The sequence below is a fragment of the Pseudomonas brassicacearum genome (genome assembly GCF_000585995.1).
Classification (GTDB): Bacteria; Pseudomonadota; Gammaproteobacteria; order Pseudomonadales; family Pseudomonadaceae; genus Aquipseudomonas; species Aquipseudomonas brassicacearum_A.
In genome coordinates this window covers 922,786-936,246 of the sequence record NZ_CP007410.1, presented here as the reverse complement: position 1 = coordinate 936,246, position 13,461 = coordinate 922,786, and the positions used below count along the sequence as shown (strand labels likewise).

6 protein-coding genes are annotated in these 13,461 nt (G+C 51.6%); all 6 read right to left on the bottom strand.

Annotation, left to right across the window (positions count from 1 at the left end; translation table 11 throughout):
• Window positions 1–945: 945 nt before the first annotated feature.
• A complete protein-coding gene (locus CD58_RS03865; protein ID WP_080712503.1) occupies window positions 946–2,781 on the bottom strand; it encodes an ATP-dependent nuclease in 1,836 nt (611 codons plus the stop codon).
• Window positions 2,782–3,512: 731 nt separating this feature from the next.
• A complete protein-coding gene (locus tag CD58_RS03860; protein ID WP_025211757.1) occupies window positions 3,513–5,786 on the bottom strand; it encodes a restriction endonuclease in 2,274 nt (757 codons plus the stop codon).
• A gap of 830 nt (window positions 5,787–6,616) precedes the next feature.
• Window positions 6,617–7,087 (bottom strand): arsenate reductase ArsC, encoded by a 471-nt coding sequence (locus tag CD58_RS03850; RefSeq protein ID WP_025211755.1) that lies wholly within the window; start codon window positions 7,085–7,087, stop codon window positions 6,617–6,619.
• A gap of 253 nt (window positions 7,088–7,340) precedes the next feature.
• Window positions 7,341–8,585, bottom strand: coding sequence for a hypothetical protein (locus CD58_RS03845; RefSeq protein ID WP_025211754.1), 1,245 nt, complete (start codon window positions 8,583–8,585; stop codon window positions 7,341–7,343).
• Between the two features lie 9 nt (window positions 8,586–8,594).
• Complete coding sequence (locus tag CD58_RS03840; protein ID WP_080712502.1) at window positions 8,595–11,807, bottom strand: outer membrane lipoprotein-sorting protein; 3,213 nt, start codon at window positions 11,805–11,807, stop codon at window positions 8,595–8,597.
• A 10-nt stretch (window positions 11,808–11,817) separates the two neighbouring features.
• Window positions 11,818–13,383 carry an AMP-binding protein gene (locus CD58_RS28735; protein ID WP_025211753.1) on the bottom strand — a complete coding sequence of 522 codons (1,566 nt, stop codon included), beginning with the start codon at window positions 13,381–13,383 and terminating at the stop codon, window positions 11,818–11,820.
• Window positions 13,384–13,461 lie beyond the last annotated feature (78 nt).

Here is a 13,461-nt window from a genome sequence, read left to right as displayed (position 1 = left end):
ACGAGGAGAGTTGCGGCAATGCCCTGTACTACGTAGCTTGCAGCAGCGGTACAAGCGCCCGTCTCTTTCCGGGAGAAAGAGACGGGCGCAGTCTGGCGCAGCGAAGTGTGCCGAAAGGTGAGGTTGCTGCAGCGCAGCGAGGAAGGTGCATCGTCTGCCGCAGTGGGCAGATTCAGTCGAGTAGGCATCCATCACTCTTGGGGAGTGACCGTGCGAGCCGCCGGATGCTAATCGCACTTCGGAAGAACCACCACCACGCGAGTGACGTAGCCTTGAAGGTTTTGGCTACCTGGGCTGGTGCTGTCAACGACAGCGGTCCGTGCGCCAATTGTTATACCCACTCGAAAAGCTGGTCAAGCGTCACTGCCAAAACGGGTAAGCAGTGGCGACTGTCGCCATTTTTGTCGCCATGCTCCAGGCCCAGCTCCGCATGGATTGTCGCCGGTGTCGCCGGTGTCGCCAACTCTGTAACCATAGACCCACGACAATCGCTGCAACGACACTCTGTAGATGCACAGCGCTCGATATATACCGGTGGGAAAATTACTGACGGGCAAAGGCGTGGCGCTAGACGGTAGATAGCGGTGGCTTCGAAAAAAAGCGAATGAACCCTCCGATCGGCGCGATCAAAGATCGCTTGATCGGAGGGTTGGGCGGGGAAAGCAAAATCTCAAACGTCAATTACGGACTCAGGCATCAACACTAGTTGATTGGGAGGTGACGGCTTCACAACGCATGATGAGCATCCGCTGCAACCGCAGCAGAAACCTGCTTCAAACGCTCCGTGGTGATCACCTGGGCGATGATACTTTCGGTTTTGGGTCGATTGTGACTATTTGCGGCAGGCAACAATCGGCCAGGAGCAACCGCCCCCCCTAAACACAACATAGCGAGCATTTGCCATCGACCGCTTTCGGCACTACTTAAACATAAGAATAAATACGTCTACTTGGTCTTGCACATATCTATAAGCTCTTTAATTATAGTTATAAGATCCGCGCACACCTCACCTTTTTCTATCTGTTGTATATAGTCTTCTTTATTAAATTTTACTTTGAAGTAGCGACGAATGCCATCAAGAACTTGTTTGCCGTCCTTGCTGAAAAGCCCCTCCGAATTACTTTCGCGGTCACTTTCTTTATAGTTGCTTGGCACAACCAGCCCATGCTTTTTCAGTAAATACTCATTGACAGCATCAACATCTGTGGAGATTTCATTGTTTTTACGATTTTTGGAAATATACCTAGATATCGCAGTGGGAATGATTAGGTAATTTTCAATCTCCCGACGCCGTAATGTCCGATACCTCAAGATCGTGTGCTTGCCAGAGTCGTCTCTCTGATCAGTATTCCATTGAAGGTCGGCATTGGTGGTGCTGTAATTTTCATCGTCCAAGTCACGCAAGCTATAAGCGTTGATCGGCTGACGAGTATCCTGCATGATCTTCTGATTAAGCTCGATGATCAGTGTCTTTCGTTCCGAGTGCTTCTTGTTTGTGACCCACAGAACTAGGTTTTCAGGCCATTTCATATCCAATTGCTTGCAAATACTTTGCAAGGCGCGGGCATCACTAGCATTCTCGACTAGAAGAACTTTCTTATATCTTATGATGTCATCAAGAAGCGGGAAGTACTTGCTTCCAAGCCCTTCCAGCACGAGCACCTTCTGCTCTTTGTTACGCAAATACGAAGCTTTGGATTGCTCGACGTGGAGCATTTTCTCATAGTCGACTAATTTAATCAGCTCCGGGCTGTGGCTTACCATCAGAATCTGCTTCTTCTTGCGCAGGCAGATGCCTTCTAATTTTTCCAGAAGCAGCGACTGGAGGGAGGTGTGCAGGTGTGCGTCAGGCTCATCTAGTAGTAAAATGTCATTATTGGAGTCTAGTGCCAAAGCAAATACGCTGACCCACTGTAGGAATCCGCTACCCTCGATCATCAGATCTCGCCGCGATGAAGGCCTGGCCTCCTTGGCACCGGTAGTTGTATTGACGGCAACGTCAATCACGTCCACGTGCACAAAATTGTGGAAATTACTGTCGAATGGTTTTGGGCAAAGCTTTACGCGGAAAACGTCCGTGAGAATTTCCTCAAGCTGCCGCCACTCGGTGTCCACGAGTTCCAATTTTTGTTTGTCTACGGCAGGGAGCCGCACCCTGCCTGCCAATAATTCTTCCTTGGCCTGCTTGATCTTTTGCTCGTGTGCAGTATACAGGTCGAGTAACAGATTGCGGATCACCGAACCAGCCTGTCCCTTGCCAATAAGCTTGCGCCGATCAGCGATGGATAGCCAAGTTTCATTTTCGTTCATCCCGCCAAATGGTGGGAGATAAGCGATTACAGGGATCTTGGTATCGGCGAGCAGATTGGAGTCCGATTTTTTTATCGCGAAATTATTGCCATTCAATGAGTACGCTAACTCAAGATGATAGCTCTGGCCTGATTCTCTCCAACCAATTTTTATTTTTAGTCCGTAGGACCCATTGGTGTTCTGGTCCTTCCACAGGTAGCGAAGCGAAGGAATACTTATCGGTGAAAAAGCTTCAGGTGCAATGCCAAGACCATTCTTAGAATCGTAATCATGCGCCAGCGATTTACTACCTCTGTAATTAACCAATAGCATTTTGGTGAACTCCCAAATTGCCAAAGCGTGCAAAATACTTGTCTTACCGGAATTATTGGTTCCCGAAATAAGAGTTAAACCCGTATCTCTGAGCTTTATTGAAATATTTGAAAATCGTTTAAAGTTTCTGAGTTCAATTATATTCAATTTTGCTTGCATTCCCTGCGGTGCTGCACGACTGATTTACCGAATTGCTGAAGCATGCGATTCGGGGCCTACTCAAATTTTGAGCCAATAGCTCATGATAGCAATTTGCCTCAAAAATTTAAATGACCGCGAGCTAAATTCAGCTCGAATCTAGGGCAGCTTTTCTGATGTAGGCTCGCCAAGGACACTCATAAGCCAAACCAGAATTCGATCGCAATTCATTCGAGACCGCCTACCACAGTTCCTATGTCTCCAAGGATGCTGCTTTTTGCCAGTGGCCTCTATAGTCGACTCATGCTGGCCAAAACGAAGGATTCCCAGCATCAGCTTAGTTATCGCACCACTTAGAAACTAGAGCCTGCGGGGTCACCTAAATTCGCATTGATGTCCGAAGCGAAGCTGATGTATTTACTGACCGGGTCACTCTCACGGCTCTAAGCGGCTAACGATTTGCCCCAGTACCACCGCACAGCCCCTGATACAGCTTCTATTCAACTAGAAATAGCTCCTTGACCGCTTTGCGAAGTGAGCCAGGGATGGCGTTAGGGCTCCTACCGGCCTGAGGCCACCTTGGGTGCAGACTAGCCTGAGCAGCCATTTTCGCCGCTTTTATCTGAAGCTTTACTAAAACCGAGCCGTCGCATAACTAAGAAAGTAATGCGACAGCCAGTCTATAGTTGGTATGTGGCAATTCAATCTCATGATTTAGAAGTTACGCGACGACATGACAACAGGTAAGCAAATCAAGTGTCGTTTCGAGAAAAGAGGTAATCTATTTCATCATTAGATAAATCGGCAAAACGAGGCCTGGCCTTCACAGGTGGATCATAGGGTGAAGGTGAGTCAGCATCTACTTCATTGAAGTGCTCAAAAAATTTCTGCTCCAGATCGATCGAGTCATAAACAGATCTAGCCACATGGGAGACATCTACAGCGCCATACTCTTCGGCCAACTCACAGATCAGCCCCTTAAGTCTCGCCCTAGCACTTGACTCGGTATTAATGTCGGAGAACACTCGATCCTCAGGAAAGTTATCTCCGAACTCCTCTATCATCTGATAGGAAACAACTTCATCATAGAGGTTACCCAGATAGCTGTACCCGTGCCGAATCATGTGAGCTACGACTCCTCCAAGAGCAATCATTTCTCTATCCGAAGGGTGATTTTCGAAAGCAACTGACAAAAACCGTTGTATGCGAGACAAGTCCTCGCCAGCAATATCCTTGTCAAGAGCCCAGAGAATTATCTGAGCGGAGTACATATAGCCCATTCCACAGTCAGCGCTTAGAATTTTTTCAACTGCCCGAATAAGAGAACTGTCGGAAACACACAGGGGGCGGACGTATTGAGCCCTTATCATGCACAAATTTGCCAAGTACTCGCCTGACACCCCGAAAAACTCTTGCTCCCCTAAACGCCTAAAAGTGAAATCAATAAATTCGCCTGCATAACGGCTTGAAATAAACCCGTTCTTAACCAACTCGGAAATAGTGGTTAGAGACTGCATAGTTAGCAAGCTGCTAAAGCATGCACGTAAAGCCGGTGCATTCTTACAGTACCTCGCTAATATATAGTCGCCCAATGAAGGATTAAATAGTTTCAGGTAAGGTATAGAGCTACTCAGGATCATGCGAGTCAGTATAGAACCTGATAAATGGCGCACATTGATGGAAAAATCCATTTTCCCAGATAATGCACCTACTCCGGGAGCGCTGATGTACCTAGCAAACGCCTCGGTAAGAGCTTCTTCAGAAATCTCACGCCCATTCATTGCTACTAGCAAAGCGAGGGCACGACCGCAATCGTCTAAAAGAGCGTCAAATACGTTATCCCACACCTTTTCCGGGTTGTTTAACAGCCCCTCTGCGTACTGCCAGTATGAATTTACCGCCACGTTTTCAAGCCGCTGTGCATCGGTGATAAACTGTACCAGTCGGGGGTTAAAATTTTTATGATCGATAATAACCCGATAGCGCTTAGACTCGTAAATCTGATCGATAAACTCAATACCCAAGGATGAGTGCCAGATATGGTTGTACAAAATATTCGCTTTATCTAACCTTGTTAGAGAATCAAGCGTAATCTCATACTCCTTTGTGTGCACATTGCCATTCTCGAAAACATCACTGAGCATTTTCCCTTGACTTAAAATAGTAGTCCTTGATGTTAGGACAAAACGCTTATTTCTATCTCTTGCAACCCTCCTTATAAAACTGACCACTTCTGCGCTTTCAACCCCACTCACCGCCTCCAAGTAGTTTCGCCCCAAGAAATCATCAAAATAGAATATTTGCTTCTCTTCCGGCAGATACACACTTTCTGCTTCAATGACATCTTTAGAAATTTCTACCAGCGAGTAGCCCTGTGCCACATAGTGCAATATCAACTGTTCTGCCAGTGTCGTCTTACCAATACCCGCGGCCCCGGTCAAAACGACAACATGATATTTTTCCAACCGTTCAATTGCGGCGGAGTGATTCGATGTTTGCGTGTAGACCGCTGACTTACTGATTATTTCTTCGATAGTATTTCTGCTACGATCATGAATAGCTTTATCCATAAAGTACCGCATCAAGTTTGAGCTAACAAGCCAAAGCTTATAATGACGAGACTCTACCGCTGGGTACTTAGCAAGAAGATCATTTAAATCTTCCTGACCGAGAATATCGCTAGGGCTTTTTACAAACGGACTCAATGCTTCCATCAACCGCTTCTTATCGCTCGGCGACAGCTTGAAAGAAACCACCAAGATATATCTCTGGGGATTTAGCTTTATAACCTTTTCTCTTTCCTCAACTGAAATTTTTTTAAATAGTTGATCACGACCTGCTGGAGCCCAATGCTTGCACTGAACTATCCATAAGGTTTCAGAGTTTACGATGTAACGACCGTCAATTCCACCATCTCGCCCTGGCTTGAAACGCTCGAAAATTACACCTTCATGGGCACCAAGTAAGTCCGTACAGAAGACCTCAAATTCTTTATCATTCAGCCGCGAAAAGTCGTACTCGTTCAAGGGGAGGCTCCGCTACATTCCACGTCATCGTCGACGAAATCCGTGCCGAGTATACCTATTCAACCGCCCAGTTAGATTCAAGAAGTGGAGTCGTTTGCCAAACTGAGTCTTTCCCAGAGGAATGCCATGTAACGGTGTGGAAACCTTGAATGAAGGGGCGTCAGGCAGGTTGAATGGGAGCCGTGGCTATCGCCACGTAGGTTCCCAACGACTGGGGCCTTTCTGCTTGGCGGTGTAAGCCGTAGCAGTGCTCCTCGCAAAGCGCTTCGACTCCGAAAGGCTCTAGCATTTTTGCTGCCGACATACGCGCCAGTAGGTCAACATTCGCTTCTTTCCTCGCTTGAAATGCAGTGCGGTTGTGCGCGGTTGTCAGATCGAATGTTTATTTCGGAAGGTATTCCAATCGGTATTCCAATTAAAATATAAAATATATATTAATTATAATAATCAGTAACATACAATATCAATTCAGATTACCCCGGCTCCACCATTTCATCATCTAAAGACGTCCACGGACGTCTTTTTTTGTGCCTGAAATCCAGTGAATCAAGGGTTTCAGCGCTACTGGGCTACTCAACAGCTTGTTGAGCCCCAGCCGTTTCGGTATTCCCAGCCTCCCGGCGCTAACCTTGAGAATGTCAAACGGTGTCATGGGCACTTCTCTGAGCGCATAAACCACCCGCCTCTCCAACCGCCAGCTCAGGCGGTCAAACCGAGAGACAAGGATGACGTCCTCAGTGATGGTGGCAGGCTTCAGTGGCGGGTAGATCGACCCGCTCTGGTTGAATGTTTGGCCAGCTGTCGTCCATTCCAACCCTTGAATCCAATCGTTAGAGACTACCGATGCTGACGAGCGCTGCTTTGAGGTCATCCTCACCCATTTGCCTTACAGGCAGAGCTATGAATGCGCGGACCCGTTCCTCGATCTTGGCTAGCGTCACTTGGAACGCAGCTTCGATCTCCGCTTCGCTACCGGTCGCGACGGATGGGTCAGCCAAGCCCCAATGGGCTTTGAGAGAAGGGCCGAAGAAGATCGGGCACGCCTCGCCTGCTGCACGATCGCACACGGTAATGACAATGTCCGGTGGCGCATTTTCAAATGCATCCGAAGCCTTGCTTGATAGGCCTTTGGTAGGAACGCCGGCGGCTTCCAGAGTCTTCAACGCTTGAGCATTGACCTTGCCACTTGGAAAACTTCCCGAGCTCACCGCTTCCATTGCCTCGGGCGCCAGGTGATTGAACAGTGCTTCCGACAATATGCTGCGGCAGCTGTTGTGGGTGCACATGAACAAGACTTTCATTAAGTATCTCCGGTTCAGAAGCTCAGGCGGATTGCCAAAGCGGCCAGGGTGGCAAGCAAATGGGTGGTGTCAGGACGATGCCGGTGCGGAAAACCCGGCGGAAGACTTTTTCCAAAAATCGAGGGTATGAACGCAGGGAGCGATCCCAAGCATCAGAAGCGATAGCCAGTTCGACGGCGTTCACAGCGCTGTGCCCTGCTTCAGCGGCCTGCATGGTGAAAAACCAGACGCCACTGGCGCTGCTGCCTCTGCATCACCAGCTGTAACTTGCCTCAACGAACGTTAATGAGTTGGTTCTCAAATGACCCAGGAAGGAATCCTGGGGCCCCCTGAAGATGTCGAACCCGGTGCTCACCCGCCACGAATCCGTTAATGCGTATTTGAGTCTTCCTCGCAGCATCCAGTCGTTGCGGGGCTCAGTCCAAACGGCAAAGAGATCAAGGTCGGCTTTTGAGTCGAACAGTGGCTTGGCATACCTGAGCGTAACCCCATACTGATCACGGTCGAGCTCATTGCTGATCAGCGCCTGTGCCGCTTGTACCTGAGCAAGCAACGGGTCGTTCGACAGACTCGAAACTGACCTCAAGTGCCGCCAAAAGCCCTGCAACGAAACAGTCTCGCGGTCACCGACGTACCACTCAGCACCACCAATTGCTGAGGTATAGGGCTGTCGACGGGCAACAGCAGGATTCGATGACTGCTCAAAATCCACCCAAGCAATTTCCCCCCTATAGGCCATTTCCCCACGGACTATTGTGAAGTCGCTACCGATCATGCGCATGCGAGTAGCGTGCTGACCGAGCGTGATGCCTTCAGACGTGGCACTTCGTACCGCAAAGGTTGGAAACAAGTCATGGCCGTCTATGACACTCACCGACCAATCAGCATCAGAACCCAGCACGTCATACTTCACCGCAACGGTAGGGCGCACATCTGGATCTTGCTCCCTGAAGACCACACCTGGTGTCTTCTCCAGCGGCACATCATTAAATTGGAATCGATCCAATACATGCACCTGCAGCTTTCCCGCGCCCACCTCACAGTCCAGGTGCAGTCCCCAGTTTCCCGTGCGCTGATCAGTCGTCTCAGGGGTCAACCTTCGGTAGTTGCTCGGTGAAACCTGATCGGTGGGATTGATCCCATCAGCACGCCCCCACATCACCAGCTTTTTGCCCAGGGCAGGCGCACACACCGTCTCACTGCTTTTCACATACAGCTCATTGACTCCTGCGTCTTCACGCTTCTCATCCAGACGCTCCGGGGACGATAGCGCCCAGACCTCACTGTTCAACTGCAGGCTTTCGGACGCCTGCCAATCCAGTTTAAGCTTGGCACGACTGGAGGACACCGCGTGTTGGTCATCCAACATGCGGTTGGATGACCACACGCCTGAAGCGACCTCACCTGTCACTTCCGGCGCGCTGGCAAAAGCGCTCGCGCAGAGAATCAGGGGCGCGACAGCACCGGCCCGCCACCAGGGCAAAAAGGACCCGCTCATCTCCTCTCCTTATTTGGAAGCTATGTTGTTCGCGGAGAAGAGGCTGTCGCTCAGCGACTCGCCGACCTTGAAGTTGGAGAAAGTAATCGTGGTGGTATGCCCACTCTGTAGATTCTTGCCCTCGGTTTTCATTGGCTGCCACTTTCCATTTGCTGAATCAACCAACTGGATGTCCGCGAAGGAAAATTGTTTGTAAGGCTGTCCACTGGCATCCGAGGCTTCCACGTAAGTCGTGGCGAAATTGTCCTTGCGCACCCAAGTCATGCGTTTGGCATATCCCGAATTAGTGCGGACGCTATCCTCAGCGGGTACCGACTCAATGACGTAATGCTCAACACCGTCACGTGCCTGCTGGCTGAGCAAGGTGTGCTTCCAGTCGCCGACCTTGTGCCCCATGACATCGCCATAACTAAAATCAGTACCGATGAAGCTGTCTTTTTTGTTCGAGGCTACCAGGCGGCGCACACGCTTCATCGCCGGCAGGTATACCCACATATCGTCATCCTGGGCCGAGCGTTCAACGAGCAAAGTCGTGGTTCCGCGAATGTCTGCCGGCGCTTCGAAGCGGACCAGACGCATAGTGTCTTGCCCATTTTCCTGAAGTTTCGACGCCATGTTCGACTTGCGAACGCGCTTACCACCATCCTTGGTCTGCAGCACAAACTCTGCATCCGCCGTGGAAGTGCTGAAGCGAGTTACAGCAGCATTGCGCTCCATGATTTGCTTCGCCTCCAACTCTGCCGACCAACCTACCTGTGAGTAAGTCAGGAAGCCGATAGCAGCCAGGATGATCAACAGCACTGCGCCACGATCACCCGAGCGACGCTGGAAAATGAATGCTGGTTTGAAGGTCAGAATGGCGCTCGGAATGAGAGTCAGGGTTGCCAACACGCTTGCCAGCATCGCCAGCACGATGAAAGTAGAAAGCCACATATGAACCTTATAGTCGTAGGAGAACATGAGGACGGCATAGCCACCTGCCACAGCAGTGGCAACGAACAGACAGGCTTTACCCGCGGTTTTCATTGCCATTTCTACGGCCTGAGGCAAAGCCTTGCCCTGGGCTGTGTACTCACCAATGCGGTATATGAGATAGATCGCGTAGTCAGCGCCAATCCCCACCGCCATGGCGGAGATCAACGAGTTGGGAATGTTCAGAGGGACACCGAAGTAGCCCATGACGCCGAAGACCAGCGAAAGGACCACAAGTAGCGGCGACAGCACCAGTAGGCCAGCGGTGAACGAACGGAAGGCGATAACGGATACCGCAAAAATAACACCGAGGATTTGTGCGATATTCAGCAGCTTGCTGTGCACCATCACATCAGTGACTGCCAGTGTCTGCGCCACCTCCCCGCCGAACGAAACCGTTACATTTTTGGGGAAGCGTTGGTTCGCAATTTCACGCAGCTCGTTGACCAGCCGATCAATTTCAGCGTTGCTGTTGGTCCGCAACATGATCGAGATCTTCGCTCGCTGGTAGTCATAATCGACATGCGCCGAGAAGTCTTCCGGATCGCCAGACATCGAGTAAAGGAACAAGTACTGGGCGATCAGGTTTCGATCGTCAGGTAGTGGATTAATAGCACCCGTGTCCCCAGATGCAGCGCCGTGCATGCGCTGGAGAAAGTCATCGATGGACAAGGTCTTACCCACGATCGAGCGCTTCGCGGCATCAGCCTGGAGCTCCCGGATAGCATTCAGGATCTGTGGATCTTTCACGCCATCGGCCTGCCCTGTATCGACCATTACATACAGAACGTTGGTACCGCCAGTCTGTGCGTTCAGCAGGTTATCGTCCCGCTGCAGTGGCAGTGAGTCAGAGAAGAAACTCTTGCTCGAGTTATCGACATGCACCTTGGGCCAGCCAGCAATCGCAACACCTATCAATACGACGAAGGCCGCCAGGATCCGCCTACGACTGCGCGGCGTGATTACCAAATGAGCAATGCGAGCACTCAGGCGATCCCAAATTCGCGGTTTGGTCTCGGTATCAATCTGTGCCGCCGAAGGGGGTTTCAGGCTGGCACGAACTGCCGGGGTGAACGTGAACTCCAGTAGCACCGCGGCGAGGATGCCGATGCCCGTGAAAATACCGAAGGCCCGGACGGTTTCAAGCTCGAACACTACCAACGAGAAGAAACCCAAAGCTGCGACACCACCGGCAATCACCAAAACGGGACCCACTGCCACGAGCGATTGAATCGTCGCCAGCCGGTTGGCCACTTCTGGGGCCATGTGCTGCCCGTTGACCAGTTCGATGAAGTGTTCGTAGTAGCGTTTGAGTAATTGAACGGCGTGCCCAGCCGCAACGGCAAGAATCAGGATTGGCGTGGGCGAATTGAAGATATCCATCGGCACCTTCATCAATCCCATGATACCGACGCCCCAGACCACCGAGAGCAATGCTGTGACCAAGGGAAGAATCAGTCCCTGACGGGTACGGAAGGCTTCGTAGTGCAGCAAGCCAATCACCAGCACCGCGATGGGGAATAACCAATTGATTCGATCTGCAAAAACCTCAGCCTGGTGCAGGAACACCGGATTGCCACTCAAGGAGATCTCGACGCCTGGCGTATTCTCCTGGCTCAGGATTTGATGAACATCCGAGAGCATTGCCCCAAAACCATTGGGATTTTCCTTGAGCTCCAGCATGATCGTAGCTGTTCGCCAGTCGCTGGAGATTACGGTGTCCCGATAAACCGGGTTTGCATCGATGGCCGACTTCAGGGCGCTCAGTTGCTCTGCGGTCGTCGGTATCTGATCACCGAGCAACGGCTTGGCCTCAAACCCTTCGGCGTTCCCACGGATACTCTTTGCTTGCCGCGAGGAAAGACTCAGCAGCGTCTGTTTGGTCACTGATGGCGCAGCATAGAGCTTGTCCGTGATGCGCTTCACGGCTTCGAGCACCTGAGGTTGCAGCGCATCGCCCTGAGCTGGGGTCAGACCGATCACCACGAGGTACTTCGAACCGAAGATCCTCTCGATCGTATTGGTCGCCTTGATGTATGGATGGCTCTGCGGGACAACTGCGGCAGGGTTGATGATCACTTGTTGTTTGGCTGCAAAAAAGCCGAAGAACGCCGATAGAGCCAGTATCAGGGCAATGACCCAACGCCGATGATCGACCACCCAGGTCACATACCGTTCCAAGGGCAATGAACTCTTGATGCCGCTTTCGTGAACAGAATCTACCGCTGCAGTTTTCGTTATTTGCGTCATAAGTCAGGCATCAGCAGGAGGAAGTGGGAGTCAAAGCCGCATCGCCTTTGTACAACTGAGCGATGTGATCTTTGAGAAGGTGTTTCTGGACCTTTGCAGAGGCTGTATACGGAAACGCATCCACGACGGTGAACTGCGTCGGACGCCACCCGTTGAAGGTCTTGGAAAGGATTTGTTCGAGCTCGGCAGTGACTGAGTCGGAATCGACCTCAGGCATAGCCACCCAAGCAAGCACGCTCCTGCCGGAGGTAACGTCGGTGACCAGCAATGCTGCATCTGCAACACCTGGAACCAATCGAGCCTGATGCTCCACAAGGGCTGAACTGAGGGGGATACCATCGGCGGTCAACGAATCCTCCATGCGATCGATGACCTCTAACTCCGAGTTTTCGTGCAGCGTCGCGAAGTCCCCGGTTGCCAGCCAACTACTGCTATTTGCTGTGCTGTGGGCAACCCAATGCCCACGGGCCATCAGCTCACCAGTCCCCTGCGTCGAGCAAACACCCTCTTCGCACTGCACGGCCAATTCAATGCCAAATACAGGTTTGCCGTGACGCAGAGCGGCCTTGCTGCTATCGAAGCGCTCGATAGTGGCCAAGGGTGATGTCTCAGTCATTCCCCAGGCATGACATACCTCGACGCCAAGCTTTTCCTGGATGAACTGAGCAACATCAAAAGGTAGTCGCGTACCCCCGACAACCGTGCGGCGCAGGGTGCTGAAGCTCAATCCGTTGGTTCGCATGTAGCGCACGAGCGCCAGCCAATGTGCAGAGACTGCCCCCAAGACCGTAACGCGGTGCTTCTCGATCCATTGAAACCACTGCGCAGGATCGCGATGCGGTGGTACGAGCACCAATGACGCACCGACTAGCGGGCAAACAAAAGGAGCGCCCCATGCACTGGCGTGGAAATTCTGCATGAGCGGCATAACCCGATCGGCACTGTTCAAGCCCATTGCGTCGGGCAAGGCACAGGCCCAGGCATGCAACACGGTTGAACGGTGCGTGTACTCAACAACCTTCGGAACGCCTGTGGTACCCGATGAGTAGCAGACATGGGATACCGTATTTTCCGCAAACTCCACGGCGACGCTTTCGCTACCACTCCCGATGCCCCGCCGTGCCATATCGCGCATCGCCGTACCCGGTACCAACGCTGCGAATGACTGGGCAGCACTCACCGTCACAGCGTCATGCAGCAACAGGCTTGGCCGCAGCTGCTGAAGAAAGCGCCCGAGATCTTCTGGGTGATGCTGAGGGTTCAGAAAATGAGTGGCCACGCCCTGGCGTAGTGCTGCGTACAGCCAAGCCATTTGATCGAGCGAACTGAAACCAAAGCTGACAAGTGCTTCTCCAGACCGAAGCCCCATGGCGTGAAGCTCCATGGCGCAGCTATGCGCAGCTTTTGCCAGCTGAGCGTAGGTTTGAGTTTCAACCGTCCCCTCCAGCGATACAGAAGTGACCGTTGCCGCTGCATGCACCTGTGCTGCATGTTTGAGCAGGTCGTGGACATGAAGCGAGAGCGCTTGCACTCTCGCGGTAGGGTATTGCTCGGGGTCAGGAGAGTATTTGTTCATGCGTCCATAGTAGAAATCGCCGCCCTCCCCCCACAATGGAACCGATGTACCATGGCACTGCAACGCGCCTGTTGCTCA